The sequence below is a fragment of the Bacillus sp. KICET-1 genome, from assembly GCF_027721405.1.
Taxonomy (GTDB): domain Bacteria; phylum Bacillota; class Bacilli; order Bacillales; family Bacillaceae; genus Bacillus; species Bacillus velezensis.
This window is the reverse complement of sequence record NZ_CP113515.1, coordinates 3860381-3885756: the sequence shown is the minus strand read 5'-3', so window position 1 is coordinate 3885756 and position 25376 is coordinate 3860381. Positions and strand designations below refer to the sequence as shown.

Here is a 25376-nt window from a genome sequence, read left to right as displayed (position 1 = left end):
AATCCGACTTAAAAAGGAGGGCCGAAAATATGTCCTTTCTCGAGTTCACAGTTCCTCCGTTCCCGGTCTTTATCGCTGCGGGAGAAGGAGTGTTCAAAAAAGGCGAAACCCATGTGAGACGGGTCTTCCCGGTGTTTGATCTGCTGTATGTGAAAAAAGGCGTCCTCTACATTACAGAAGACGAAAACGCCTTTTCCGTTGAAGCGGGAGAATATATTCTGCTTTCTCCCGGCCTTGAACATTACGGAACAAAAGGCAGTGAAGAAACGACATCCTATTCGTGGCTTCATTTTGAAGGAGCGGCTTATGAGGTGACGGAAACAACCGGGAACAACTGGTCGGAGCTGAGGCGAAAAAAAGGGAGCTTTGAAGAGCCGTCCCGCTACCGCCTGTCCCTGCCGCAAAAAGGGAAGGTGAGACGCCCGCAGTTTATGGCCGGGCAATTCAGTGTGCTGACAGATGACAGCGCAGAGAACTCCGATCTGCCGCTCAGAAAGCAGATTCTGTTTGAAGAGCTGCTGCTCCATCTTCAGAAAGAAGCGTTCCAAATCCCGTCCGCAAAGGAAAGAGTCGCATGGGAGGCCGCCCGGTACCTGCAGGAGCACTATCAGGAGAAAACAACCATCAAAGCGCTCTCTTCGGCTCTTCATTACAACCAAGACTACGTGACCCGCTGCATGCAGCAGGTGCTCGGCGTCACGCCCGGCCAGTATACGAACAAAGTCAGAATGACGGAGGCGAAACGTCTTTTGTCCGCAACCAATGACAAAATGGGGGCGATCGCGGACGCCATCGGCATGGAGGACCCAACCTATTTTTCCAAACTGTTTAAACAGATTGAAGGCATTTCGCCGCTCGAATACCGCAAATTCGTAAGCCGGAAAACGGACTGACCTAATACCAGAGAACAGAAGAGGGATCGGTAAGCATGAAAATGACAATTTACGACGTGGCCGAAAAAGCGGGCGTCTCCATCTCGACCGTCTCGCGGGTCATCAACAATACGGGGAGGATCAGTGTCAAAACCCGCCGGATGGTGCTCCGTGTCATGGAGGAGATGGACTATCATCCGAATGTTCACGCATCCGCTTTGACGGGCAAAAAGACGAATATGATCGGCCTGATCACCCCGGATATTTCAAACCCGTTTTTCGGGGAACTGGCGAAAAGCATTGAAGACAGCGCCGGTGTACTTGGGTTTCATATCATTATCTGCAGCACCGATTATCAGCCTGAAAAAGAAACGAAGTATTTTTCGATGCTGCGGCAGAAGCAGGCGGACGGCATTATATTCGCGACGGGACTTGATCATGATGACAGCGTCACAGCGCTTGATGATATGGTGAAATCGGGCATCCCGCTTGCGATGATTACGCAGGATAAACCGCTCGCGCCGATGGACGTCGTCATTATCGATGACTTTCTCGGCGGCTATACGGCGGCTGAGCATCTCATATCTTTAGGCCATGAAAGAATCGCCTGTATCGTCGGAAACGGTTCGACCACGGGTGAAAGAGACAGAATCAAAGGTTTTCAAAAAGCGCTGCTGGAAGCGGGGATGACACTAGATGAATCGCTGATCATACCGACGGAATATTCGCTGGAAAGCGGAAAACAGGCAGCGGGCGAGCTGTTTGACAGAGACCTTCCGACCGCCGTTTTCGCCTTTAATGATGTCTTGTCATGTGCGGCGATACAGGCGGCGCGCTCCCGGGGCATTCGGGTGCCGGAAGACTTGTCCGTCATCGGCTTTGACAATACCATTCTCGCTGAAATGACGGCACCGCCGCTCACGACGATTTCTCAGCCCATCCGCGAAATGGGGAGGCGCGTCGTTGAACTTCTCATTGATGAGATTCAAGGGAAGAAAAAAACAAAAAGCAAAATCATTTTATCTCCGGAACTCGTCATCAGGCATTCTACGGCACCGGTGAAGACGCGCCCTCAGCGATAAGGGCGTTTTTTTCTGTGAAAAACATTGTCAAACGAGCGAAAAGCATTGTAAAATTAAAACAGCTTTGGAGAAAGCGCTTGCGCAAATACTGCGGATTGCAAGCAAAGAAAGCCAACAGTTTGAGTTATAAATAAAGCGCTTTCAAAATAATAATTTCTGTTTAATAAGGGAAACCGCTTGCGCCATTGCGGCATGCGGCCTCAAGAAAAAAGGAGCGGTGATAGATGACAGATCAAGTCAGATGTGCGGTGCTGGGATTAGGACGATTAGGGTATTTTCATGCGAAGCATTTAGCCGGCGAAGTTCGGGGAGCCGAACTTGCGGCCGTCTGTGACCCGATGAAGGGGAAGGCGGAAGCGTGTGCGAAAGAATTAGGAATCGCCAAATGGACGGAGAGCCCGTATGAACTGCTGGAAGATCACACGATTGACGCCGTCATCATTGTCACGCCAACAAGCACACATGCGGAAATGATCATGAAGGCTGCTGAAAACGGCAAGCATATCTTTGTTGAAAAGCCGCTCACCCTGAGTCTTGAGGAATCGATTAAAGTCATGAAAAAAATCGAAGAAACGGACGTCATCTGCCAGGTCGGTTTTATGAGGCGGTTTGATCCGGCATACGCCGACGCGAAAAGAAGAATCGACGCCGGGGAAATCGGCAGACCCATTTATTATAAAGGATTTACAAGAGATCAAGGCGCACCGCCCGCGGAATTTATCAAACATAGCGGAGGGCTTTTCATTGACTGCTCGATTCATGATTACGACATCGCAAGATATCTCATGAATGCCGAGGTTACGTCCGTCTGCGGGCACGGGAGGGTTTTAAAGCACCCGTTCATGGAGGAGTGCGGCGATGTCGATCAGGCATTAACGTATCTTGAGTTTGATTCAGGCGCGGCCGGCGATGTGGAGGCAAGCCGAAATTCTCCGTACGGCCATGACATCCGCGCCGAAATAATCGGGACGGCGGGAAGCATTTTAGTCGGCACGCTGCGGAACAGCCATGTCACCATTTTAACGGAGTCAGGCAGCAGCTACGAAATTATTCCGGATTTTCAAGCCCGCTTTAAAGACGCTTACCGTCTGGAGCTTGAGCACTTTGCCGAATGTGTGAAAAAAGGGGAAACGCCGATTGTGACAGACGTCGATGCCACGATTAACTTAGAAATCGGGATCGCCGCGACGGAATCGTTTAAAACCGGAAGGCCTGTAAAGCTTACCCCGGGCGCCTTCGGCTATGCCGGACTATGATAGATTCGAAGTGAAAAAGCAAAGGCCCGGGAGGCCTTTGCTTTTTTATGATTCGTATGAGAAAAAAATGTAGTCAGTCGGCACGCTTTTATAGCCCATTTGGTGAAGCATCGCGCTTATATTGCCGCGATGGTATGTGCCGTGATTCACAACATGCCGGATCACATCGGCATATGTCGTCCGGAGCGTTCCCATGCGCGGATGAGAAATGGAGATCGGGCCTTCCGTGTTCTCCAATTCTTTTAAAAATTTGCTGTATTCTTTGTCCAGTTCAGCCATTCTATGTTCAATCGCCTCAAAATCTCCGTCAAGCTTTTCAAATTGATCAAACTGCGAGACGATTTGTTCGTAAGTTTCTCCGTAAAGCACGTGAAGCCAAATGTAATCAGCCCGGTATATATGCACAAGCACGGCGTTCACAGTCGGAAAAACACTATCCAGTTTCTGCTGTAAGCTTGCCGCGGGCAGGGTCTTCAGATGCTGAATAACCTGCTCATTTGCCCATCTGTGGTAGTGATACAGCTTTAAAATGTCTGACATTCCAATTCCCCCTCTTCCTTCCGTACATTCAACATGACCTGGCCGAATTCCTTTTATCGAAACAAAAGCGCCGCAAAATAAAAAGCAGCACCCCACATCACCAATGCCGAGCATTTATTCAGGATGTCGAGGAGCCGGCCTCCTGTATCCGCCGTTTGGACGAGCCGTCCCGCGAATGCCAGTCCGGCGAACCATACCCAGGAAACCGCGATACAAGCACCGGCAAACAGCCATTTATCAATTCCCGGATAGGCGGCGGAGCTTGTGCCGATGACACTGACGGTATCCAAAATCGCATGCGGGTTCAAAAGGGATACCATGGCGGCCGTGACCGCCTGTTTTTTTGCCGAGAAAACCGTTTTTTTCGCCTGTTCGGCCTGCGGTTTGCTTCTCCAAGTCTGCCAGCCTAAAAAACTGAGAAACAAAAAGCCGCCTATAAGCATGACGGTCTGAAAAACGGGAATCTCTGCAATAATCATTGAAACGCCTGCGACGGCCGCGATGATGAGAATCGTATCGCATACCGCGGCGGCAATCACTGCGGGAAACGCCTGCCACACATGTTTTTGCCAGGCTCCCTGCTGAAAAATAAATACATTTTGCGCGCCCAATGGCAAAATAAGGCCGAAAGCGAGCATCACTCCGTGAAGAATGGCATTCATATCGTAAAACCCTCCAATCGTCAACTAAATCTCATTGTAGCCGCACTATGTGCTGATGTCTCCGTCCATTTGGCTGGTACTTGAACCAGCCAAATGTATAATAAATAAAGAAGGAGGGATGACGTATGAACAGCTGGCGTCCGGATCGGGAGTCGTACATACCGCTTTATCTCCAGATCGAACAGCATATAAAAGAAAAAATACTTCATGGCGAATGGACCATCGGCACGAAAATTCCCTCACAAAGAAAGCTCGCCGAGGAGCTTCAGGTCAACCGAAGCACAGTGACGGCAGCAGTTGATGAGTTAATCGCCCAAGGTCTTCTGGAAGGAAAAAGAGGGGGAGGCACAAAAGTCGTCAACAGTACGTGGAGCATCATGGCAGCGGCTAAGCCCCTTGATTGGAGCACATACGTTACATCGGGGAGTCATCAGCCGAATTCAGCCTTGGTTCAGGCCATTAATCAAAACGAGCCGCGTCCGGATCTGATCAGGCTGGGGACGGGTGAGCTGAGTCAAGAGCTTCTGCCTGAGAAGGAGATGGCCGAACTGTTCCGTGAAGCGGGAACTAACATTTTTGCGCTCGGCTATGAAGAGCCGAAGGGCAGCCTGAAGCTTCGGCAAAGCGTCGCGGAATATGTAAAAACAAAGGGGATTCACGCGTCCCCGGCATCCATCGTAATCGTCTCAGGCGCGCTGCAGGCGCTTCAGCTCATTTCAATCGGGCTGCTAAAACCAAACTCCGTCATGCTGACTGAAAACCCGTCGTATCTCCATTCCCTGCGTGTGTTTCAATCAGCGGGCGTCAGGCTTAAGGGAGTGCCGATGGATGAGAGCGGAATCAAAACGGATCATCTTCCCGCTTACCGTCGGCAATACGAAGCGGGGCTGCTGTACACCATTCCGTCATTCCATAATCCGACCGGAACGGTAATGTCACTCAAGCGGCGGAAGGAACTCATCGCGCTCGCAAGAAATCACCGTCTGCCTGTCATTGAAGATGACGCATACGGTGATATATGGATCGATAAAGAACCGCCGCCTCCGTTAAAATCCATGGACGGTGAGGGGAATGTACTGTATATCGGTACGCTGTCAAAAACCGTAAGCCCGGGTCTGCGCATCGGATGGGTCGTCGCCCCTGAGCCGGTTGCAGACAGGCTCGCCGATATTAAAATGCAGACGGATTACGGCTCCAGCGCTTTATCTCAATGGGCGGCATGTCAATGGCTGTCAAGCGGCCGCTATGAAGAGCGTCTTTTGCGTCTCAGAAAGGAACTCAAAATCAGGAGAGATGCGGCATTGCGTTTTCTTGAAAGATACGCGGGAGATATTGCGGAGTGGCGTGTGCCGGAGGGGGGCTTTTATATTTGGGTCACCTTCCATAAAGCATTCACCGTTCAGACGCTTTTCATCCGTGCCTTGGAGGCCGGCGTGCTGATCAATCCGGGAGCTCTCTATCTTCCCGAAGACCGGCAAAGCCTGCGTCTTTCCTATTCGTACGCATCTTTACCGGACTTGGAAAAAGGCATTCAAACGATAGCGGACATTGCCCGCCGTTTCGTTTAATAAAAGATCACGTCACAATGGCGCCGAGCGCTTCTGCGAATGTAACGGCATGCGCCGGAGAGATGCGGCATCCTTTCAGCTTATCAAGCGAGACATGCAGATGATCAAATGTGCACGTGCTGATATCCATATTAAAAAGAGACGTGCCGATGAAGTTTGCGCCGTTCAAATCACAGACGTCAAGATCTGTGTATTCAAGAACGGAATCATTCCACTCACTTTCTGAAAGGCCGCACGAGTCAAAACGGACATGCTTCATATTGGAATAGCTGAAGGAGCTGTAATTTGCGAGGCAGTCTTCAAACCGTACATGACGCATGGCGGAATCCGCCAGATTCAAGCCGAGAAGTTTTGAATGCTGAAACGCCGTTCTATGGATGATGCTTCCGCTGAAATCAGCGTTTGAGACATCGCATTTGTCAAACAGGACATCCGTACATTCCATATGTCTGAAAGAGACATCCGTAAAAACGATGTTTCTGAAAATGACTTTTTCGGCACGCAGGCCGTCCAGTTTGCCGTTTACGATGCCGTTTTCAATGATGACTTCTTTGAGCTCCTCATCCTGAAGCGCTTCAGTGAAAGAAAGCACCGGCAATTCTTTCGGGATTTTCGGTTTTTGGATCGTATTCATCTCATACTCCCTTTTCTAAACATAATAGCTGAAATCGGCAATTGGCAGATATCGCTTTCTGCCTGCCAACCTTGCTGTTGCGTAATGTACAAAGGGTATTAAAAAAGCGGGAGGGCGTCAATAGTGTCGCATATAAAAGCAGACGTGACATTCAAGGTAATGCCCTTAGAGACATGTCCCCAAGGGCTTTTGTCTGTTTCAGGCGAGTTCTTTATACATGATCACATGCGGGCCGATGCCGGGTATGTCAAAGGGGCTGCCCGTGCTTTTCCAGCCGAGCTTCTCGTAATATCCCTTCACGTGACATCTGGCGTTGCACCAGACAAGCGCCGCCCCCATATCTGCCAGTTTTCGTTCCGCATAGGCGATTAACGTGCTTCCCGCTTTTTGCGTCCGGTATTCTTCAAGCGTCGCCATGCCGCGCAGCTGGTAGGCGGGCGCCGCCTGTAAAGCCTGCTGGTTCTGCGGGTAGAAAGAAGCGATGCTGATCAATGTCCCGTCGTAAAAACCTCCGAGATGAAATGCTCCTTTGACGCTGTCCTGATCATATTTACAATCCTCAATCGTCTGATGGGGGCGCAGCACGCTGTGTCTGATCGCGTATGTGTCTTCTGCGGTGATGGGTTTTACTTCAACCATAAAAAATCCTCCTTTGTTTGATTCTTTTTCTGTATCGTACCATGAAAAAGCCGCCTGTCATATCAGGCGGCTTCTTTCGCGTCAATGCAAATATACATCAGCCCGCTTTTCATCCTTTTGCTTAATATAAGCTGCAAGCTCTGACGTCAAATCAGAACGGAGAAACGGGGTGATTAAATAAATTCCGTTAAACAGTTCGCACGCCGTGTCGAGAAGCGATTTGGCGATGGCGAGGCCTTCGGCTTTCTGCTTTCGCTTGTCTTCGCCGGCGAGCGCCATTTTTTCGCGGATGCTGTCTGACAGCTTAATGCCCGGGATTTCATGATGAATGAACTCTGCGTTGCGGCTGCTCGTTAACGGCATGATTCCGATATACACCGGTGTTTTGAGATGCTTCGTTTCATGATGAATGTCAATGAGCTGCTGCTCCGAGTAGACAGGCTGGGACACGAAGTAGTCAGCTCCGCACTCGATTTTTTTCTCCAGCCGTTTGACTGCTTTATCAAGATGGCGGACATTCGGATTAAATGCTCCGGCTACGGAAAAGTTCGTTTTCTTGCCGAGCGGTTTCCCTGATAAAGAAATGCCCTCGTTGAATTGTTTAATCAGCCTGATCAAATCAAAGGACGTTAAATCATAGACGGAGGTAGCCCCCGGAAAGTCACCGATTTTTGAAGGATCGCCCGTGATGGCTAAAATGTCGGTGAGCCCGAGCGTATCCAGCCCCATTAAATGTGACTGAAGGCCGATGATGTTGCGGTCTCTGCATGTAATGTGAACGAGAGAACGGATATCAAGGCGCTCTTTCAGCAATGAACCGCAGGCGGCATTGCTGATCCGCGGTGTCGCCAATGAATTGTCGGCGAGCGTCAGCGCTTCTATGCCGGTCTCTTTTAATTCAGCGGCCGCTTGCAGAAATTTGTCAAAATTCAATTTCTTCGGCGGATCAAGCTCTACGATAATTGACCGTTTTTGAGCGGCGATTTCGTTTAAACCAGGCTCGGTCCGTTCATTACGGACTGAGATGACTTCCTCTTCCCGTCTGATTTTCACTTCTTTATCAGTGACAGGAGAAAGTCCGCGGACCGCTTCAGCCATGGCTCTGATATGGTTTGGCGTCGTACCGCAGCAGCCGCCGATAATGCGCGCGCCCTGAGTGCGGAACTGTACGGCGCTCTCCCGGAAATAGGCATCGTCCGTATCATAAACAAGCCGGCCTTCTTCTAAAGACGGAAGGCTGCTGTTCGGATAGACCGATAAATAAGCGTCACGGAAAATCGGCACTTCGGTGAGCGCTTCAATCATGTGGTACGGGCCGAGCCGGCAATTGATTCCCGCTATGTCAGCGCCGAGATCGGCAATGGACCTGAGGGCTTCCCGAAGCGGCGTTCCGTCCTGCAGCACGCCCTGTTCGTGCATGGATACGTTCAGCATAATCGGAAGTTCCGTTTCTTTTCTCGCGATCTTCAGCACTTCGCGGGCCTCTTCTAAATCATAGTATGTTTCCAGGAGCAGACCGTCCGGCTCTTCGTGCAGCAATAAATAAAGCTGCTCCCGAAAGCTGCGTTTAATCTCCTCCAGGCTGTAGGCGTTTTTGTTAAAGGTGCGGATGCCGCCCATCGTTCCCAATACATAAGCGCCGTCTGAGGAAGCGCGCGCGATTCTGACCGCCTCCTGATTGATTTTTTTCGTTTCATCCTCAAGTCCGTATCTTGAGAGCTTAATAAAATTCGCGCCGTACGTATTTGTCTGGATGATGTCTGCCCCGGCTTCCACGTAAGCCTTATGTATCCGCTTGATTTCTTCGGGCTTTGATACGTTCAGTTCCTCAAAACATCTGTCAATGCCGTAGGAATAGAGGAGAGTGCCCATCGCACCGTCTCCGATTAAAATCCGTTCTTCTAAGTCTTGTAATAGTCCCATTGTTTGCCTCCTTCATCACATTCAGCAAGGAAAAAAGAGAAATAAAAAAAGTCTTCTTAAGAAGAAGACTTTGTAATCATTTGTCTCTCTTCTTATCTTCCAAGCTGTTTTTAGCTTGCTGGATTTAGCACCTTGGTCATGGTTTGGGTAAACCACTACACCGGTTGCTGAAGCGTCGTCGGGCCAGTCCCTCGGCTTCTCTTGATAAGAACGTTCATGTAATTGTCATGGGTTTCCAAAACTTAACTGTGAAAATCCCTTTCTCCAAATTTACCGAAAATAGAGACAATAATCAATAGGAATCACATAATTTATCTAAAATTAATAAATTGAACGTCAATCGGCAGGTCTGCTCCGCGGACGGCTGCAATAATCTGCTGCAGATCATCTTTATTTTTTCCGGTGACGCGCACTTGGTCGTCCTGAATCTGCGACTTGACCTTCAAGCCGGAGTTTTTAATCACCGCGTTGATTTTTTTGGCGTTGTCTTTATCAATGCCCTGTACAAGCTTCGCGCGCTGGCGCACCGTGCCTCCCGATGCATTTTCGATTTTGCCGTATTCAATGTTTTTCGTCGGCACGTCCCGTTTGATCAGCTTGCCGCTCAGCACATCTTTGAGCTGATTCAGTTTAAACTCGTCATCAGAAATCAGGACAAGTTCTTCCTTTTCTAACTTCACATCGCTTTTCGATCCTTTAAAGTCATAGCGCGTGCCGATTTCTTTCAGCGTCATCTGAATCGCATTCTGCACTTCGGGAAATTCAACTTTGGATACAATATCAAAAGAACTTTCTTTTGCCATGAGAAAACCTCCTATAACATTTCACTTATGAGTTGATTATAGTAGAATAAAGAGAAATGTCCAACAGCATAAAGCATGAATTTATGCATATTGGAAAAAATGAGAAAAACATCAGCCTCATACGGGCGAATCAGGAAGGACGATAACATGAGACCAGGGCAGCAGCTCACGCTTAGTATAGATCACCAAACCGATTTCGGTTATTTTTTAACCGACGGCGAGGATACGGTTCTTTTACATAACAGTGAAATCACAGAGGATATCGAAGACAGAGATGAAGTGGACGTATTTATCTACGTCGATCATCAGGAAAGACTCGCGGCGACGATGAAAAAGCCGCTCATCAGCTTTTATGACTACGGATGGGTGGAAGTGACGGACGCTGTGGAAGATATGGGCATATTCGTCGACGTCGGTCTGTCAAAAGACGCGCTCGTCGCAACGGAGCACCTGCCTCCGTACAAATCCGTCTGGCCGCAAAAAGGAGACAGGCTGTATTGCATGCTGAAGGTGACAAGCCGCGGGCGCATGTTTGCCAAGCCGGCGCCTGAGGATATCATCAGTGAATTATTTACGGATGCAGAGGAAGACGTCATGAATAAAGATCTGACAGGCACGGTGTACAGACTGATTGCATCAGGCTCTTTTCTGATTACCGATGAAGGCATCCGCGCGTTTATTCACCCTTCAGAAAGAAAAGAAGAGCCGAGACTCGGCAGCCGCGTGACAGGGCGTGTCATCGAGGTAAAGGAAGACGGCTCCGTCAACATGTCCCTGCTGCCGAGAAAGCAGGATGCGCTTTCGGTTGACGCGGAAGAAATTCTGACCTATCTGAGATCAAGAAACGGCGCGATGCCTTACGGAGACAAAAGCCATCCTGACGATATCCGCGAACGGTTTCATTTAAGCAAAGCCGCCTTTAAGCGGGCGCTCGGGCATCTGATGAAAAACGGCAAGGTCTATCAGGAAGACGGCTGGACATACGAAAAACAATAAATGTTCTGCAAAAACATCGGTGAACCAAAACCGATGTTTTTTATTTTCTCAAAAGCTGCTATATTCCTCATTTGTTTAACACCCTGCCGAACATACATATTTTATTGAAATAAAATATTCTGACATCCGAACCGATATATAACTATAGAAAAAACAAAAGGAGAGTTTCAATGAAAAAAATGGCGATATTTGCGGCTGTACTGCTGATTGCGCTCAGCACGGCGGGATGTGCCGGCAAATCTGAGGAAACGGCGGCCGAAAAAACGAAAACAATCGGCATCATGCTGACAGACAACGGCCTCGGCGACCAATCATTTAATGATTCAGGCTTTCAAGGTTTGATGAAAGCGAGAGACGAGCTCGGCATCACATTTGACTATCGGGAAATAAAAGATACCGGTACATACGAAAAAGGACTGACCCAGCTTGTCCGGGAAGGCAATGATCTTGTGGTGGGGCTCGGTTACAGCATGCAGGCGGATTTAGAAAAGGTCGCCAAAAAATATCCGAAGCAGCGGTTTGTGCTGATTGATTCCGTATCAGACCTGGATAATGTCACCTCCGTCACGTTTAAAGAGGATGAAGGAAGCTTCTTAGCCGGAGCGCTGGCGGCCATGACGAGCAAAACCGGCACGATCGGATTTATCGGCGGTTCCGATGCCGACGTCATTAAACGGTTTAAAAAAGGCTATCTGAAAGGCGCGGAATCAGTCAAACCGAACATCCGCGTACTGTCGGACATCAGCGGTACGTTTGATGATGATAAGCTCGGGAAGCGCATCGCCCAAAACATGATCCGAAAAAAAGCCGATGTCCTGTTTACGGCGGCCGGCTTCACGGGCGTCGGCGCACTGAAAGAAGCGGAGGCGCAAAAAGTATACGCCATCGGTGTTGACAGCGATCAATATTACACCGCCGAGCACGCCGTTATCTCATCTTTAGTGAAAAATGTCGACCATGTCATCTATGAATTGGCGAAAGATTTAAAAGACAACAAGGAGATCAAAAGCGGTGAGATCGTTTACGGACTGAAGGAAAACGGCATGGTCTTAGCTAAGATCAGAGTTGTCAAAAACGCAGGCGGGCTGACGAAAAAGATCACGGATATGAAAAACAGCCTGATTGAAAAAGGAGGCGATCTGAAGTGACATTACGGACAAGGCTGCTCGTTAACGCAGCCGTTACGATGATTTGCTTCGCCGCCGTCATCGGCTTTACCATCGTAAACATGATGAAGATTCAGGCTTCAAATGAAGATGAAGTGGACACTCTGTTAAACGTCCAGGAAGCAAAAGCTGACCTTAATACGTTAAAAGAAAGCATCACCGGCTATTCCTATACGCTCGCAGACGCTCAGAAAGAAGATGTGCGAAGCTATATGAAAAGCAGCTCAGACAAACTGGCGGCGCTCGAAAAAACGATGACGGACGATGCGGACAAAGCCGCTTATGACAAACTCGCCAAAAAATACGAATCGTGGCAGGCGGAGGCGGACGCTGCTCTTGATTCGAAAAGCCCGGCTGAAGCGACAAGGACGGCGGCCCGCATCAACGGTCTTCTGAATGATATTTATATGCTGAATCTGAAAAGCCGGGATCACTATGAAGACATGCAGAAGCAGACGGCTGACCAGATTCAGTTTATCGTTTACAGCGCAGCCGTGCTGACCATCGTGATACTTATTGTTACCGTCATATCTTCCATTAGGCTGACGAAGAGAATTGCAGGGCCGATACGCCGCATGGCTGAAAATGCCCGTCGTATTGCGGGAGGGAACCTTGCTGTTGAAATGCTTGATTATAAAGGGAAGGACGAACTGAAAGAGCTGAATGACTCATTCGGAATGATGGCTGAACAGCTCCGCACCTTAATTCAGGCGATCGGAGAGGTCGGCCGTGAAGTCGAGACGTTTGCGGAAGGTTTGACGAAGGAAAACCAGACGCTGAAGGACATGACCGAGCAGGTGTCCGTGTCGACGGAAGAAATGGCGCAAGGCTCCCAAACCATTTCAGAAGATCTGCAGCATGCGGTGCAATTCATTGAACAAATGGATGAACATTCAAAGGCGAACGCCGAACGTTCAAAACAAACGACGAGAAGCAGCGAAGAGACGATTGCGGCGGTGGCTGCGGGGCGCGGTGCTTTAGCTGAGACCAAGCAAGCCATTGATAAAAGCAATGAGACATCAAAAGAGATTTCCGAAGCCGCCGATCTCTTCATAGAGCATGCGGCAGGCATCAGTATGATGGCGCAGACCGTTTCTGACATTGCGGGCCAGACCAATCTGCTGTCATTAAACGCCGCAATCGAGGCGGCCAGAGCAGGCGAGTCCGGAAAAGGATTTGCCGTCGTTGCCGAGGAGATACGGAAGCTCGCAGACGGATCAGCCAAAGCGACAGCGCAGATTTTCGATATGGTAAAGCAAATTGAAGACGGCATCACGTCTATTACCGGAGCTGTCACGACCGGCGTCGCTTTAGCGGACAGACAGCAGGAGCTGATGGAGAAAACGTCAGAATCATTCGCCCATATTGAACAAAAAGCCGCCCATATTAAAGCGGAGCTTACTCAATTGGATGGACGGATCATCGAATCGAAACAGCTTGGCGGGCAAGTGCTGCATCATGCCGAAAGCATCAGCGCCGTCGTTCAGGAAACGGCTGCAGGAAGCGAAGAGATTTCTGCCTCCGCGCTTGAGCAGCTGTCTTCTTTTCATAAAATGGCGGAAAGCGTCAATAATCTGGTGAGCCTGACAGAGCGGTTAAACGATCAGGTCCGCCGGTTTACTTTGTAACGGGCTTTTGCCCCGCCCCTGATTTTTGCAGCCTGACATGAGTAACTTCTGAATGAAACACAAATACTGAATATACATGTGTTTATATTTATTCTTTTTCGTGAAAGGTGAAAAAAGAAGGGAGGAATCGGGATGGATGAACAAATTCCGCATGAAAAGGGTCTTGATAATAGTCTGGCTTTATTACGCGATGGTTATGTATTTGTGAAAAAACGAGCGGAGACTTATCGCTCAGATGTGTTTCGCGCCCGTTTATTAGGGAAGACATTCATTTGTATGAGCGGAGCGGAAGCCGCAAAGCTTTTTTATGACACAGAACGATTTCAGCGGCAGCAGGCCCTCCCCAAACGGGTGCAGAAAACGTTATTCGGAACAGGGGCAATCCAGGCAATGGACGGTGAACGGCATAAGCACAGGAAGCTTCTATTTATGTCGCTGATGACGCCGCCCCGGCAAAAACGGCTTGCGGAAGCGGTGGCAAAACAGTGGAAAGCATCTGCGGAAATGTGGGAGGATTCAAACCGAATTGTCCTTTTTGATGAAGCGAAGAAAGTGCTGTGCCGGGCTGCCTGTGAGTGGGCCGGCGTCCCGCTGAAAGACTCAGAAGTGAAAGAGCGGGCGGAGGATTTCACCGATATGGTAGACGCATTCGGCGCTGTCGGACCGCGTCATTGGAAAGGCAGAAGGGCGAGGCTGAAAACGGAGAAATGGATAGAGGAGGTCATTGAGGATGTGCGGTCCGGCAAGCTGCAAACGCCGGAGGGCTCAGCCTTGTATGAAATGGCTTTTCATACAGAACTTGACGGGAACAGACTTGATTCTCACATGGCTGCTGTTGAGCTTATTAATGTTCTGCGCCCGATTGCCGCCATTTCTTACTTCATTACGTTTTCAGCTCTTGCATTGCATGATTACCCTGAATATCGGGGCAAACTGAGATCGAGAGATGATCAGGAGGCCGAAAGATTTGCACATGAAGTTCGGCGGTATTACCCGTTTGCCCCGTTTTTAGGAGCCGTTGTGAAAAAAGATTTCGTATGGAAGAACTGTGAGTTTAAAAAGGGTGCTTCCGTCATGCTTGACCTATATGGGACAAACCATGATTCCCGGCTTTGGGAGAATCCGAATGAATTTCGCCCGGAACGTTTTCAGGGGCGGGAGGAAAATAAATTTGATTTCATTCCCCAGGGCGGAGGTGATCCGGCTAACGGCCACCGCTGTCCGGGTGAGGGAATGACCGTGGAAGTCATGAAAACTTCCCTTGCGTTTCTTGCCAATGAAATAGAGTACGATGTTCCCTCCCAAGATTTAAGCTTCAGCCTGTCCAGAATGCCGGCATTGCCTGAAAGCGGATTCGTGATAAGTGATGTTAGACGCATATAGAACAAAAAACAGCCCTCTTTCTTCTAAGACAAGAGGGCTGTTTTGCTTTTACAGATGGTCCGGTTTTTTGGAATTCTGGTTTTTTCCCGCCTGCCGGTTTTTTTCGGCAAGCCGGTTCTTTTTCTGATTTACGGCGTTATTGTCCAACGGTTTTTTGTCATCATCTTTCATGCGGCAAAGCCTCCCTTCTGTCCGTTAGGATGCCCGCCCGCATTGAAATTATGGCTTCAGGAAAAAAATCGCGAGCGTGCCCGGCCCGGAGTGGGCGCCGATCGCAGAGCCGATTGAATGAAGAATGATCTCTTTCGGATGGAACGCTTCTTCAATCATTTCTTTCATCCGAAGCGCCGTCTCTTCATTATCTGCATAGCTGATCCCCACGGTTTGATCCGCCCAATCGCCGCCTTCTTCCTTCATCATTTCTATAATCCGTTTAAACAGTTTCTTTTGTCCGCGCAATTTTTCGAGCGGCACGAGCCTGCCGTCATCCACATGCAGAATCGGTTTGATGTTCAAAAGCCCCCCGACAAAAGCGGACGTTTTTGAAATTCTGCCGCCCCGCGCGAGATAAGCGACATCATCGACCGTAAATATATGTTTCATCCGTGCGCAAAAGCTCTTTACAGACGTTTCGATTTCTTGTATTGTATTCCCGTTAACACAGAGTGTTTGAGCGTGCATCACCGCGAGGCCGCAGCCCAATGAAGCGCATTTGGAATCTACAATCCGTAAATCAAAATCGGGAAATTCCTCTTTTACTTCATTGGCGATCATTACGGCCGTCTGATAGGTGCCGGAAAGACCTGAGGAAAAGGCGACGTATATCGCCGGTTCTCCCAGTTCCGCGTATTGTAAAAATACTTTTTTTATCGTATCCGGTGATGCCTGGGATGTTTTCGGAACTTTCCCGTCCCGCATCGCTTGAAATATATGATCCGCCTGAATGGTGACCGTGTCCTCATATTCGTTTCCGTCAAGTGTTACGTGCAGCGGAATGAACCCGATCCGGTTTTCTTCAATATAAGATTTCGGCAGGTCAGAGGCGCTGTCAGCAATAAGGTGAACTGTCATCATAATTCCCTTCTTTCCGATTGGTGAGAGTGATGCCAACTATATCATATAAATGTGGCAAAATAGTGTTCAAAACTTTGTTTTAAGGGAAAAGCTAATAATGAAAATGAGCGGAGGAGCAAGCCATGGTACTAGAACAAGCAAAAAAATTAGCAATCGTCGTCATCGGCGCGTTTCTGTATGCGGCGGGACTGAATTTATTCCTGATACCGGCGAATGTATATGCCAGCGGTTTTACCGGTGTCGCCCAGCTGCTGTCAAGCGTCGTTGATCAATACGCCCCCTTTTATATTTCGACAGGAGTTCTCATGTTCCTCTTAAACATTCCCATCGGTGTGTTAGGGTGGCTGAAAGTCGGCAGATCATTCACCGTATACAGCATATTAAGCGTAGCGATGACGTCCGTCTTTATGGGAATTCTCCCGGAAATGAGACTGTCGCACGATATTCTTCTGAATACCGTATTCGGAGGAGTCATCTCAGCTATCGGCATCGGTTTAACGCTGAAATTCGGCGCTTCGACAGGCGGACTTGATATCGTGTCGATGGTGCTGGCCAAATGGAAGGATAAACCGGTCGGCACATATTTCTTCATTTTGAACGGGATTATCATTTTGACGGCAGGATTATTGCAAGGATGGGAGAAAGCATTATATACCCTTGTCGCTCTGTATGTCACAACAAGGGTGATTGACGCCATTCACACCCGCCACATGAAACTGACCGCCATGATCGTTACGAAAAAAGCCGATGAAATCAAAGAAGCGATTTACGGGAAAATGGTCCGCGGCATTACGACGGTGCCGGCAAAAGGCGCTTACACAAACGAACAGAAAGAAATGATGATCATCGTCATCACGCGGTACGAATTGTATGACCTTGAGAAAATCGTGAAAGAAGTCGACCCGAAAGCCTTCACAAACATCGTGCAAACGACGGGGATCTTTGGTTTCTTCAGAAAAGACTGATAGGAGCGGATAGAATGAAGTGGCTGTTTGGCCTGTTATTACCGGTCATTTTATTGATCGGATGGAGCAGTCAATCCGGGCAGAAGGAGCCCGCTGAGGAGGTATCCGGAGAGATGAATGAACAGCAAGCGGAATTAGCCGTAAACCCTGTGCAGACGGATCAGCAGATCGAATTTCAAATGTCTTTAAAAAACAAAAGCGGCAGCCCGATCGATTTCACATTCAGCTCTGGGCAGAAATTCGAATTGACCGTACATGACCAACATCACAAAGAACTGTACCGCTATTCAAAAGACAAAATGTTTACTCAGGCGTTTCAAACCGTGACTTTAATGCCGAATGAAACGTATGACTTTTCAGATGTGTGGAAAAACGTGCCCGGTCCGGGAACATACACGGTGACGGTGACGTTTTTAGGGAAGTCCGATCAGATCGGAAAAAGACTGAAAACGGTAAAAACATTTGAAGTGAAATAAAAAAGCGGCGCCCTCGTCTAAACGGGGCGCCTTTTTTTATTGCAATTTCTCCAGCTGATCCTGAAATTGGTGCAGCTGCTGACGTTCTGCATCCGTCGAATTGGCGTACGCGGAAGACACGGCGTTTTTGGCGCGTGAGACAGCTTTTTCCTGATCGCCGTCCTCGAAACCGTTAGCAATCATGACGGCCTGCTGGACAAATGACTTGGCTTGAGAAAACAGTTCGTTTCTCATTAAAAGTCAACCTGCCTTTCAGCCGAATCTTTTGCTGCATCATGCTGTGCTTCCTCTAATGTAGACCGATATGGAAATCTTGCGTCATGAAGACTGACAGAGTCCTTGCCTTGCTGAATAAACCGTTTTGATTTGTTTCGTTTACCCATTGCAATGTCCCCCTTCCATATTTAGACGAGATGAGTCGTCTGTTTTAGTATGGGCGGAAGGCTTTGTGTTATGAGCGGCAAAACCTCACAGGGAGAAATAGGATTTTAAAAATTCGGCGATTCCGTCCGCTTCATTTGATCCCGTGACGCGGTCGGCGGCCTGTTTGACTTCATCCGTGCCATTTCCCATCGCTACGCCGCACCCGGCAAATCGGAGCATTTCAAGATCGTTGTCTTCGTCGCCGAACGCGATGATCCGTTCTCTCGGCACTTGGTAATAGTCGCTGATTTTCTTCAGGCCGACCGCTTTATTCATCCCGTGTTTAATAATTTCAATCACATGCCAAGGAGCCGCCCATCTTCTGTGGTCAATGACCTCGGCGTGCACATCGGATAAATGCGCGCGTATGTCCGCGACGTCCTCTTCCTTTGCATGTATCAATACGGACGTCACATCTTCTTGGACTGTTTCGCGCAGATCGCCGAATGTGACATTCGCCGTATTCATATGAAACGCCTCAATTAAATGCTCATCATGATAATGGAAGTACACATCATCAATGATCTCAGCGAGCACATTATGTATTTGATAGGTCTCTGTAAGTTCGGCAAGCTGTCTGACCACATCGACAGATAAGGACGTGTGGTATCGTCCCCATGACTCGTCTTTCGGGTGGTGGACAAATGCCCCGTTAAAATTGACAATCGGCGTTGTCAGCCCGAGCTCGTCATAATACATCGAACTGGAACGGAAAGGGCGGCCGGTTGAGATGCAGACATGATGACCCGCTTCTTTCAGCGTCTGAATCGTCCGCGCCGTTTCAGGGGAAATGGTTTTATCATCTTTTAATAAGGTTCCATCCAGATCTAAAGCGATGAGGTAAGGTTTTGTCTCCATAAATAACTCCTTTTGTCATGTAATTTGCTGTTTTTCTCTTATATACAGTGTAGCTTTTTACCATCTTTATTGTCTACATGTTACACTTATGATTATGGTTATCCTAAGGAGGGAGTCAACGTGATTCTTATTGATCATCAAACCGTATCAGGCATTCCGTTTTTACATATTGTAAAAGAAGAAAATCGGGACCGTCCCGCTCCCCTTGTTTTCTTTATTCACGGTTTTACAAGCGCGAAGGAGCATAATCTTCATTTCGCTTACCTGCTTGCTGAAAAGGGCTTCAGGGCGGTGCTGCCGGAAGCTCTTTACCACGGTGAACGCGCTGAACAGTTGTCAGCAGAAGAGCTCGCCGTCCATTTTTGGGACATTGTATTAAATGAAATCGAGGAGCTTGACGTGCTGAAAAAGGATTTTGAAGCGCGCGGTCTGATTGAAGACGGGCGGATCGGTCTTGCGGGCACGTCAATGGGCGGAATTACGACATTCGGCGCGATGGCCGCGTATGATTGGGTCAAAGCCGGCGTCAGTCTGATGGGAAGCCCGAACTATACGGCGTTTTTTCAGCAGCAGATTGACCACATTCAAAAGCAGGACATCGACATTGACGTCACAAAAGAACAGGTCAATGAACTGTTTGCGCGGCTCAAACCGTTCGATCTCAGTCTGGAACCGGAAAAACTCCGGAGCCGCCCGCTGCTGTTCTGGCACGGCGTTCAAGACAAAGTCGTTCCGTATGCACCGACCCGCGGCTTTTATGAAACGATTAAACCTCATTACAGCAGCCGGCCTGACCATCTTCAGTTTCTGAAAGACGAACGGGCTGACCATAAAGTCCCGAGATACGCCGTTTTAGAAACCGTCGCCTGGTTCGATAAGCATTTATAAAGCACAAAGGTGTTAACAAAACCCGCTTTTACGTTATACTGAGGAAAAAGGAGTGATGGAACGTGGAAGAAGCATTAAAAGAAAACATCATGGGCGCCTTGGAGCAGGTTGTTGACCCTGAGCTCGGCGTCGATATCGTCAATCTCGGCCTTGTATACGACGTTGATATGGATGACGACGGCCTGACGCACGTTACGATGACACTGACATCAATGGGGTGCCCGCTCGCTCCGATCATCGTCGACGAGGTGAAAAAAGCGCTCGCCGACATTCCGGATGTAAAAGAGACGGAGGTCCACATCGTCTGGAATCCGCCGTGGACAAGAGACAAAATGTCACGCTACGCAAAAATCGCATTAGGGATTCAGTAATAAGAAAATGCACCTCGGATTTTAGGTACATCCTAAAGTTTGGAGGTGCTTTTCTTTTGTCTGCATATAAGCGACAGTGAGGGTTTGTTTTGGATCGCAAACAAACCTTTATATATAAAATTTCATATGAGGTTTATCTTTTTTGTAATAGGACAGTCTGTCTTGGAGTGTGCCTGTGTGGAATTCAAATTTATGTCCATCAGGATCAGTAAAATAAATTGACTTTTGATCTTGTTTATCTCTAGGACGCCCATTTAATATATTTACATTTAGATTTTTTAGCCGTTGATGTATTGCATCAAAATCTTTTGGGTCAATTGTAAAGGCCATATGCGTATAAGATTTATGTATTTCATTTCTTGGTATATCCGCCTCTAAGTTAAGTGCAAGCCAAAGCCCGTTCAGATCAAAATATGCTGTTTTTTGCCCTTTAACCAGGAGTTGTGCATGAAATACTTTTTCATAAAATTCTATAGATTTTTCCAAATTTGAAACAGAAAAAAGAAGATGATTGATTCCTTTTATGTTTATTTTCCCCACCTCATTTAACATGTTTGTCTTAAACAATCCCTTTGGTAATACATCTGCATATATATCGATTATATACTGACTAAAAAATCATTTTAAGGATTTCTGTGTATTTTTTATGTCGTGTGTTTTCCGGTATCGGGTTAAAAAGGAAAAAAACGGACGTAAGGCATGATATAATAGACCGGCTGCATGCGAGGGAGGAACCCATGAAGAAAAAATTACTTCTCATTATCCTTAGCATTCTTGTTTATACGGCGCTGTTCGCTGTTTCCGCTTTTCACAAAGAGCCGGAGCAGCAGGCAGGGACAATGACGGATGTCAGCCGTCTCATGCCCGTGAAAATTAAGCAGACGGTCAAAGGAAAAGAGAAAGAAACATTGATCGAAACCATTAAGGAAGCAAAGAGAAAGCATCTGAAGATCTCAATCGCAGGCGCCCAGCACTCAATGGGCGGCCAGACGTATTATGAAGACGGTATCGTTCTCGACATGACGGGCTACAACAAAATACTCGGTCTCGACCGAAAGAAAAAAATCATCAGAGTGCAGGCGGGAGCGACGTGGAATGATATTCAGCGCTATGTCAATCCGTACGGGCTCGCGGTAAAAGTCATGCAATCGCAAAACATTTTTACGATCGGCGGCTCACTGAGCGCCAACGCCCACGGCCGGGATATCCGGTACGGTTCGCTGATTGATACGGTCAAATCGTTTCATCTTTTAAAGGCGGACGGCACAATCATCACCGTTACTCCGAAAGATGACCTGTTTTCAGCCGTCATCGGCGGCTACGGCCTGTTCGGCGTCATCCTTGACGCGGATATTGAGCTGACGGATGATGAACTTTATGAAATGAAAACGAAACGCATGAACGCTGATACATACAGTCAATATTTTACGCAGCATGTTCAGCGCAACCCCGCCGTGCGCATGCATCTCGCGCGGATCGCAACAGGGGATAAAGGCTTTTTGCATGACATGTATGTGACTGATTACACGCTCTCAGACAATCAGAAAGAATTAAAGCAGCACAATGAACTGAAAGAAGATGAGCATCCGGCGCTGACGAAATTCGCGCTTGGCCTCTCCCGCCGGTATGACTGGGGCAGAAATTGGTTCTGGTCAACCCAGCAGTCTTATTTTCTCAGCCAAAACGGCGTGAAAGTCTCCAGGAACAATGTCATGCGGTCAGAGTCGAAATTTTTGGAATATGAAAACACGGACAACACCGACGTGCTACAAGAATACTTCGTGCCCGTCGGCGAATTTTCGCCGTACATTCATGATTTACGCAAGACGCTGTCACATGAAGATTTCAATCTCGTAAATATTACGATCCGCTACGTGCAAAAAAATGAAAAAGCCGATCTGTCATACGCAAAGGAAGACATGTTTTCACTCGTTCTTTTAATCAATGAAGGGTTTTCAAAAGACAGCCAGGCGAGTGCGGTGCGGATTGTCAGAAAAATGACGGATACGGCACTGCGCCACCGCGGCAGTTATTATCTCCCGTATATGCTGTACCAAACGAAAGAGCAGATGCGCGAGGCATATCCGAAAAGCGATATGTTCTTTCAGAAAAAACACAAATATGATCCGGATGACTTGTTTATGAATTATTTTTATCAGAGGTACAAATCATGAAACACAACCATTTAAAATGGCTGATCCTGTCTCAGAGCAGTGTCTTTTTTGCCGGCAGCCTGATCTTTCCGTTTTATATTTTATTTATTAAAAACATCGGTTCCAGCTACACGCAATTCGGTCTCTCATACGGCTTGTTCGGCCTGAGCGGCGCATTGATTCATCCGCTGCTCGGCCGGCTGTCGGCAAGACTGGACCCCCGCTGGTTCCTTATGGCAAATTCGTGGGGGATGGCGGTGCTTCTTCTGACGCTCCCGCACATTACCGGCGTGCACCAGGTTTATGTTGTGCAGGTGCTTTTGGGCCTGTTCGGCGCGATGCAAAAACACGGCGAGAAAATCATGATCGCCGATTACACCGACGGCGGGGAGCGGGGAAAAAAAGTCGGCAGCTATCATTTCTGGACGGCCGTATTTTCAGCTGCCGCCATTATTCTCGGCGGGTTTCTCGCTGATTTCTTTACGGTTTATATTATTTTTTACGCCAGCTCCGTGCTGTTTTTTATAAGCGGGCTGATGATGCTGAAGAAAACAGGCTGATCCGATCAGCCTGTTTTTCTTATGGAACTCCCTCGAACGAGAGGGGTTTTTTTGTCAGCGAAAACAGATGGAAAATGAATGAAAAAATATTAAATATACAATTGAATTAATTTTTATTCATGTTATAATGTTAAATAATTTCACAAAAACCAAGAAGGTGAACCCGTTGAAAATAGGTATTATAGGCGCTACTGGTTATGGAGGCGCCGAACTTGTCAGGATTCTTAACCATCACCCTTATGCAGAGGATTGTATATTATATTCATCGAGCGACGAAGGAAAAGAATATGCCGCTTCATATCCGCATTTGAGGAATATAGCGTCACAATCACTTCAGCCGCTTCACATAGAAACGATCCGAAACGAAATTGATGTCATGTTCATAGCCGCGCCGCCCGGCGTCTCCGGAGAGTGGTCGCCCAAGCTGGCGGAGGCGGGCATCCCGGTCATTGATCTATCCGGCGATCTGCGGATTCAAAACCCGGCCGTGTATGAAAAGTGGTATAAGCGGAAGGCCGCTCCGGAAGAAACGATTCAAAACGCGGTTTACGGTTTAGCTGAACTGCAAAAAGAAGAGATTCAGACTGCAAAGCTGATTGCCAATCCGGGATGTTTTCCGACGGCTGTGCTGCTCGGGCTCGCCCCGCTGGCGAAGAATAAGCTTTTACAAGATTCATTTCTGATTGTTGATGCGAAAACAGGCGTATCCGGCGCCGGCCGAAAAGCATCCATGGGCACTCATTATTCTGAGCTGAATGATAATTTCAAAATTTATAAGGTTAATGAGCATCAGCATACTCCGGAAATTGAACAGCAATTAGCGGCTTGGCAGCCCGGCACAGGCCCGATCACGTTTTCCGCTCATTTGGCGCCGATGACAAGGGGCATTATGGCGACGATGTATACGGAGGCTCCCCCGGGTATGTCTGCTGCACAGGTAAGAGAATTGTATTCCGAATTCTACAAAGATTCATATTTTGTCAGAATCAGGCCGGAAGGTGAATTTCCGGCGACGAAAGAGGTATACGGCAGCAATTTTTGTGATATCAGTGTCACTGTGGACGAAAGAACAAACCGTGTCACCATCGTTTCTGTCATAGATAATCTGATGAAAGGCGCCGCAGGGCAGGCGGTTCAAAATTTAAATATCATGAATGGCTGGCAGGAAGAAACGGGACTTACGATGACGCCAGTCTATCCATAGAACGAAAGAGGGATTCAAAAATATGATTCAGCTGAGTGAGGAAATCACGAAAATAAAAGGCGGCGTATCCTCGCCGAAAGGGTTTGAGGCAAAGGGCGTGCACTGCGGTCTGCGCTATTCAAAAAAAGATCTCGGAGCGATTATCAGTGAAGCGCCTGCAGTCAGTGCAGCGGTATATACGCAGAGCCATTTTCAGGCAGCGCCGCTGAAAGTGACGCAAGCCAGCTTGAAAAAAGAGGGTGTGCTTCAGGCGGTTATCGTCAACAGCGCAATTGCCAACGCCTGTACGGGAGACCAAGGATTAAAGGACGCCTATGAAATGCGGGACGGCTTCGCGAGCCAGCTCGGCATTGAGCCGGAGCTTGTTGCGGTTTCGTCAACCGGGGTGATCGGCGAGCTTTTAGATATGAAAAAAATTCAAGCGGGCATTGAACAGCTCGGTCAAGCGCCGTCCGTGTCCGGAGCATTTGAAGAAGCCATTTTGACGACGGATACAGTGACGAAACAGACGTGTTATGAACTGGTGATCGGCGGAGACATCATCACGATCGGCGGAGCGGCGAAAGGCTCCGGCATGATCCACCCCAACATGGCGACAATGCTCGGCTTTGTCACAACGGACGCGGCCGTGGAAGAACAGGCGCTCAAAAACGCGCTCAGAGAGATTACGGATGTTTCATTTAACCAAATCACCGTTGACGGAGAAACATCGACGAATGACATGGTGCTTGTGATGGCGAACGGCTGCGCGGGGAATGATTGCCTGACGGAGCAGCACCCTGACTGGCCGGCTTTTAAAAAGGGATTAAAGCTTGTATGCGAAGACCTTGCCAAAGATATTGCCAGAGACGGTGAAGGAGCGACGAAATTAATTGAAGCCAGAGTCGAAGGCGCGAAAAATAACCTTGAGGCGAATATTATTGCCAAAAAAATCGTCGGCTCAAGCCTTGTGAAGACCGCCGTTTACGGCACAGACGCCAATTGGGGGCGCATCATCGGCGCAATCGGGCACAGTGCGGCAAGCGTAACGGCCGAACAAGTGGAAGTTTTCCTCGGCGGCCAGTGTCTGTTTAAAAACAACGAACCTCAGCCGTTTTCGGAAACTGATGCCAAGGAGTACTTATCAGGTGATGAGATTACGATTGCAGTCCGCCTGCAGGAAGGCTCCGGCAGCGGCCGGGCATGGGGCTGTGACTTAACCTATGATTATATCAAAATCAATGCGAGCTATCGCACATAACAAAGGGGAGCG

Annotated in this window: 28 protein-coding genes and 1 riboswitch; of the genes, 16 read left to right on the top strand and 12 right to left on the bottom strand. The window is 48.3% G+C overall.

The window, feature by feature from the left end:
• Positions 1 to 29: 29 nt before the first annotated feature.
• The 3 genes from OVA33_RS19475 to iolG all read left to right on the top strand — a co-directional run bounded on the left by OVA33_RS19475 (position 30) and on the right by iolG (position 3210).
• Positions 30 to 893, top strand: coding sequence for an AraC family transcriptional regulator (locus OVA33_RS19475; RefSeq protein WP_025649568.1), 864 nt, complete (start codon positions 30 to 32; stop codon positions 891 to 893).
• Positions 894 to 928: 35 nt separating this feature from the next.
• Positions 929 to 1954 (top strand): LacI family DNA-binding transcriptional regulator, encoded by a 1026-nt coding sequence (locus OVA33_RS19470; protein ID WP_063636858.1) that lies wholly within the window; start codon positions 929 to 931, stop codon positions 1952 to 1954.
• 224 nt (positions 1955 to 2178) lie between these two features.
• Positions 2179 to 3210: a scyllo-inositol 2-dehydrogenase gene (iolG, locus tag OVA33_RS19465; protein WP_063636857.1), complete on the top strand. Its 1032-nt coding sequence runs from the start codon at positions 2179 to 2181 to the stop codon at positions 3208 to 3210.
• Between the two features lie 45 nt (positions 3211 to 3255).
• On the opposite strand, the gene OVA33_RS19460 is transcribed toward iolG, so the two are convergent.
• Together OVA33_RS19460 and OVA33_RS19455 are read right to left on the bottom strand one after the other, a co-directional pair.
• Positions 3256 to 3750 (bottom strand): DinB family protein, encoded by a 495-nt coding sequence (locus tag OVA33_RS19460; RefSeq protein WP_025649570.1) that lies wholly within the window; start codon positions 3748 to 3750, stop codon positions 3256 to 3258.
• 53 nt (positions 3751 to 3803) lie between these two features.
• Positions 3804 to 4412, bottom strand: coding sequence for a LysE/ArgO family amino acid transporter (locus tag OVA33_RS19455; RefSeq protein ID WP_017417428.1), 609 nt, complete (start codon positions 4410 to 4412; stop codon positions 3804 to 3806).
• Between the two features lie 125 nt (positions 4413 to 4537).
• Between OVA33_RS19455 and pdxR the strand changes: the two genes are divergently transcribed.
• Entirely contained in the window at positions 4538 to 5980 is a 1443-nt protein-coding gene (gene pdxR / locus OVA33_RS19450) for a MocR-like pyridoxine biosynthesis transcription factor PdxR (RefSeq protein ID WP_128974050.1), read from the top strand.
• Positions 5981 to 5987: 7 nt separating this feature from the next.
• Here pdxR and OVA33_RS19445 read toward each other — a convergent pair whose 3' ends face one another.
• The 4 genes from OVA33_RS19445 to OVA33_RS19430 form a co-directional block, all read right to left on the bottom strand.
• Positions 5988 to 6614 carry a pentapeptide repeat-containing protein gene (locus tag OVA33_RS19445; protein ID WP_128974051.1) on the bottom strand — a complete coding sequence of 209 codons (627 nt, stop codon included), beginning with the start codon at positions 6612 to 6614 and terminating at the stop codon, positions 5988 to 5990.
• A 198-nt stretch (positions 6615 to 6812) separates the two neighbouring features.
• Complete coding sequence (locus OVA33_RS19440) at positions 6813 to 7253, bottom strand: GNAT family N-acetyltransferase (protein ID WP_007409151.1); 441 nt, start codon at positions 7251 to 7253, stop codon at positions 6813 to 6815.
• A gap of 81 nt (positions 7254 to 7334) precedes the next feature.
• The gene (locus OVA33_RS19435) at positions 7335 to 9176 is read right to left on the bottom strand and encodes a bifunctional homocysteine S-methyltransferase/methylenetetrahydrofolate reductase (protein ID WP_025649572.1); all 1842 of its coding nucleotides are present in this window, start codon (positions 9174 to 9176) and stop codon (positions 7335 to 7337) included.
• Between the two features lie 89 nt (positions 9177 to 9265).
• Positions 9266 to 9387, bottom strand: a riboswitch (SAM riboswitch).
• A 100-nt stretch (positions 9388 to 9487) separates the two neighbouring features.
• Positions 9488 to 9979 carry a YajQ family cyclic di-GMP-binding protein gene (locus OVA33_RS19430; protein ID WP_022553573.1) on the bottom strand — a complete coding sequence of 164 codons (492 nt, stop codon included), beginning with the start codon at positions 9977 to 9979 and terminating at the stop codon, positions 9488 to 9490.
• A 99-nt stretch (positions 9980 to 10078) separates the two neighbouring features.
• Between OVA33_RS19430 and OVA33_RS19425 the strand changes: the two genes are divergently transcribed.
• From OVA33_RS19425 to OVA33_RS19410, 4 genes are all read left to right on the top strand, one after another.
• Entirely contained in the window at positions 10079 to 10975 is an 897-nt protein-coding gene (locus tag OVA33_RS19425; RefSeq protein ID WP_170616562.1) for a CvfB family protein, read from the top strand.
• Between the two features lie 170 nt (positions 10976 to 11145).
• The gene (locus OVA33_RS19420) at positions 11146 to 12123 is read left to right on the top strand and encodes a BMP family lipoprotein (protein ID WP_063636855.1); all 978 of its coding nucleotides are present in this window, start codon (positions 11146 to 11148) and stop codon (positions 12121 to 12123) included.
• Entirely contained in the window at positions 12120 to 13769 is a 1650-nt protein-coding gene (locus OVA33_RS19415; RefSeq protein ID WP_053285060.1) for a methyl-accepting chemotaxis protein, read from the top strand. The genes OVA33_RS19420 and OVA33_RS19415 overlap by 4 nt, the downstream gene beginning before the upstream one ends.
• Before the next feature lie 132 nt (positions 13770 to 13901).
• Entirely contained in the window at positions 13902 to 15152 is a 1251-nt protein-coding gene (locus OVA33_RS19410) for a CYP152 family fatty-acid peroxygenase CypC (protein ID WP_063636854.1), read from the top strand.
• Between the two features lie 48 nt (positions 15153 to 15200).
• Here OVA33_RS19410 and OVA33_RS19405 read toward each other — a convergent pair whose 3' ends face one another.
• Both OVA33_RS19405 and OVA33_RS19400 read right to left on the bottom strand, forming a co-directional pair.
• Positions 15201 to 15323 (bottom strand): hypothetical protein, encoded by a 123-nt coding sequence (locus OVA33_RS19405; protein ID WP_003155105.1) that lies wholly within the window; start codon positions 15321 to 15323, stop codon positions 15201 to 15203.
• Between the two features lie 48 nt (positions 15324 to 15371).
• Complete coding sequence (locus OVA33_RS19400) at positions 15372 to 16223, bottom strand: DegV family protein (RefSeq protein ID WP_063636853.1); 852 nt, start codon at positions 16221 to 16223, stop codon at positions 15372 to 15374.
• Positions 16224 to 16348: 125 nt separating this feature from the next.
• Between OVA33_RS19400 and OVA33_RS19395 the strand changes: the two genes are divergently transcribed.
• Both OVA33_RS19395 and OVA33_RS19390 read left to right on the top strand, forming a co-directional pair.
• Positions 16349 to 17191, top strand: a complete 843-nt coding sequence (locus tag OVA33_RS19395) for a YitT family protein (RefSeq protein WP_007610547.1) — start codon at positions 16349 to 16351, stop codon at positions 17189 to 17191.
• Positions 17192 to 17205: 14 nt separating this feature from the next.
• A complete protein-coding gene (locus tag OVA33_RS19390) occupies positions 17206 to 17667 on the top strand; it encodes a BsuPI-related putative proteinase inhibitor (protein ID WP_063636852.1) in 462 nt (153 codons plus the stop codon).
• Between the two features lie 36 nt (positions 17668 to 17703).
• Here the strand turns inward: OVA33_RS19390 and OVA33_RS19385 are convergent, their stop codons facing one another.
• The 3 genes from OVA33_RS19385 to OVA33_RS19375 form a co-directional block, all read right to left on the bottom strand.
• Entirely contained in the window at positions 17704 to 17901 is a 198-nt protein-coding gene (locus OVA33_RS19385; protein ID WP_003155097.1) for a DUF3813 domain-containing protein, read from the bottom strand.
• Positions 17901 to 18050, bottom strand: coding sequence for a hypothetical protein (locus OVA33_RS19380; protein WP_003155094.1), 150 nt, complete (start codon positions 18048 to 18050; stop codon positions 17901 to 17903). Before OVA33_RS19380 ends, OVA33_RS19385 begins: the two co-directional genes overlap by 1 nt.
• An 85-nt stretch (positions 18051 to 18135) precedes the next feature.
• Entirely contained in the window at positions 18136 to 18948 is an 813-nt protein-coding gene (locus tag OVA33_RS19375; protein WP_007610550.1) for a Cof-type HAD-IIB family hydrolase, read from the bottom strand.
• Between the two features lie 120 nt (positions 18949 to 19068).
• On the opposite strand from OVA33_RS19375, the gene OVA33_RS19370 reads away from it, so the two are divergent.
• Positions 19069 to 19836 carry a prolyl oligopeptidase family serine peptidase gene (locus OVA33_RS19370; RefSeq protein ID WP_017417435.1) on the top strand — a complete coding sequence of 256 codons (768 nt, stop codon included), beginning with the start codon at positions 19069 to 19071 and terminating at the stop codon, positions 19834 to 19836.
• A gap of 62 nt (positions 19837 to 19898) precedes the next feature.
• Positions 19899 to 20207, top strand: a complete 309-nt coding sequence (locus OVA33_RS19365) for a metal-sulfur cluster assembly factor (protein WP_003155088.1) — start codon at positions 19899 to 19901, stop codon at positions 20205 to 20207.
• A gap of 108 nt (positions 20208 to 20315) precedes the next feature.
• Here the strand turns inward: OVA33_RS19365 and fosM are convergent, their stop codons facing one another.
• Positions 20316 to 20759 carry a FosM family fosfomycin resistance protein gene (gene fosM, locus OVA33_RS19360; RefSeq protein WP_007409139.1) on the bottom strand — a complete coding sequence of 148 codons (444 nt, stop codon included), beginning with the start codon at positions 20757 to 20759 and terminating at the stop codon, positions 20316 to 20318.
• Between the two features lie 185 nt (positions 20760 to 20944).
• Here fosM and OVA33_RS19355 point away from each other — a divergent pair, with 185 nt between their 5' ends.
• The 4 genes from OVA33_RS19355 (at position 20945) to argJ (ending at position 25364) form a co-directional block, all read left to right on the top strand.
• Entirely contained in the window at positions 20945 to 22381 is a 1437-nt protein-coding gene (locus OVA33_RS19355; protein ID WP_128974052.1) for an FAD-binding oxidoreductase, read from the top strand.
• On the top strand, positions 22378 to 22920 hold the full coding sequence (locus OVA33_RS19350) for an MFS transporter (protein WP_003155082.1): 543 nt from the start codon (positions 22378 to 22380) through the stop codon (positions 22918 to 22920). The genes OVA33_RS19355 and OVA33_RS19350 overlap by 4 nt, the downstream gene beginning before the upstream one ends.
• Before the next feature lie 166 nt (positions 22921 to 23086).
• Entirely contained in the window at positions 23087 to 24124 is a 1038-nt protein-coding gene (argC, locus tag OVA33_RS19345; protein WP_128974053.1) for an N-acetyl-gamma-glutamyl-phosphate reductase, read from the top strand.
• Between the two features lie 22 nt (positions 24125 to 24146).
• Positions 24147 to 25364: a bifunctional ornithine acetyltransferase/N-acetylglutamate synthase gene (argJ, locus tag OVA33_RS19340; protein WP_017417439.1), complete on the top strand. Its 1218-nt coding sequence runs from the start codon at positions 24147 to 24149 to the stop codon at positions 25362 to 25364.
• The last annotated feature ends 12 nt before the right edge of the window (positions 25365 to 25376 follow it).

Coding starts and splice junctions, on each gene's coding strand:
- OVA33_RS19380 (WP_003155094.1), bottom strand. CDS start 18,050: ATGGGTAAACGAAACAAATCAAAACGGTTTATTCAGCAAGGCAAGGAC.
- fosM (WP_007409139.1), bottom strand. CDS start 20,759: ATGTTAAATGAGGTGGGGAAAATAAACATAAAAGGAATCAATCATCTT.
- OVA33_RS19420 (WP_063636855.1), top strand. CDS start 11,146: ATGAAAAAAATGGCGATATTTGCGGCTGTACTGCTGATTGCGCTCAGC.
- OVA33_RS19470 (WP_063636858.1), top strand. CDS start 929: ATGAAAATGACAATTTACGACGTGGCCGAAAAAGCGGGCGTCTCCATC.
- argJ (WP_017417439.1), top strand. CDS start 24,147: ATGATTCAGCTGAGTGAGGAAATCACGAAAATAAAAGGCGGCGTATCC.
- OVA33_RS19395 (WP_007610547.1), top strand. CDS start 16,349: ATGGTACTAGAACAAGCAAAAAAATTAGCAATCGTCGTCATCGGCGCG.
- OVA33_RS19385 (WP_003155097.1), bottom strand. CDS start 17,901: ATGAGAAACGAACTGTTTTCTCAAGCCAAGTCATTTGTCCAGCAGGCC.
- OVA33_RS19350 (WP_003155082.1), top strand. CDS start 22,378: ATGAAACACAACCATTTAAAATGGCTGATCCTGTCTCAGAGCAGTGTC.
- OVA33_RS19425 (WP_170616562.1), top strand. CDS start 10,079: ATGAGAAAAACATCAGCCTCATACGGGCGAATCAGGAAGGACGATAAC.
- OVA33_RS19460 (WP_025649570.1), bottom strand. CDS start 3,750: ATGTCAGACATTTTAAAGCTGTATCACTACCACAGATGGGCAAATGAG.
- OVA33_RS19455 (WP_017417428.1), bottom strand. CDS start 4,412: ATGAATGCCATTCTTCACGGAGTGATGCTCGCTTTCGGCCTTATTTTG.
- OVA33_RS19435 (WP_025649572.1), bottom strand. CDS start 9,176: ATGGGACTATTACAAGACTTAGAAGAACGGATTTTAATCGGAGACGGT.
- OVA33_RS19410 (WP_063636854.1), top strand. CDS start 13,902: ATGGATGAACAAATTCCGCATGAAAAGGGTCTTGATAATAGTCTGGCT.
- pdxR (WP_128974050.1), top strand. CDS start 4,538: ATGAACAGCTGGCGTCCGGATCGGGAGTCGTACATACCGCTTTATCTC.
- iolG (WP_063636857.1), top strand. CDS start 2,179: ATGACAGATCAAGTCAGATGTGCGGTGCTGGGATTAGGACGATTAGGG.
- OVA33_RS19440 (WP_007409151.1), bottom strand. CDS start 7,253: ATGGTTGAAGTAAAACCCATCACCGCAGAAGACACATACGCGATCAGA.
- OVA33_RS19375 (WP_007610550.1), bottom strand. CDS start 18,948: ATGGAGACAAAACCTTACCTCATCGCTTTAGATCTGGATGGAACCTTA.
- OVA33_RS19400 (WP_063636853.1), bottom strand. CDS start 16,223: ATGACAGTTCACCTTATTGCTGACAGCGCCTCTGACCTGCCGAAATCT.
- OVA33_RS19445 (WP_128974051.1), bottom strand. CDS start 6,614: ATGAATACGATCCAAAAACCGAAAATCCCGAAAGAATTGCCGGTGCTT.
- OVA33_RS19475 (WP_025649568.1), top strand. CDS start 30: ATGTCCTTTCTCGAGTTCACAGTTCCTCCGTTCCCGGTCTTTATCGCT.
- OVA33_RS19390 (WP_063636852.1), top strand. CDS start 17,206: ATGAAGTGGCTGTTTGGCCTGTTATTACCGGTCATTTTATTGATCGGA.
- OVA33_RS19405 (WP_003155105.1), bottom strand. CDS start 15,323: ATGAAAGATGATGACAAAAAACCGTTGGACAATAACGCCGTAAATCAG.
- OVA33_RS19355 (WP_128974052.1), top strand. CDS start 20,945: ATGAAGAAAAAATTACTTCTCATTATCCTTAGCATTCTTGTTTATACG.
- OVA33_RS19430 (WP_022553573.1), bottom strand. CDS start 9,979: ATGGCAAAAGAAAGTTCTTTTGATATTGTATCCAAAGTTGAATTTCCC.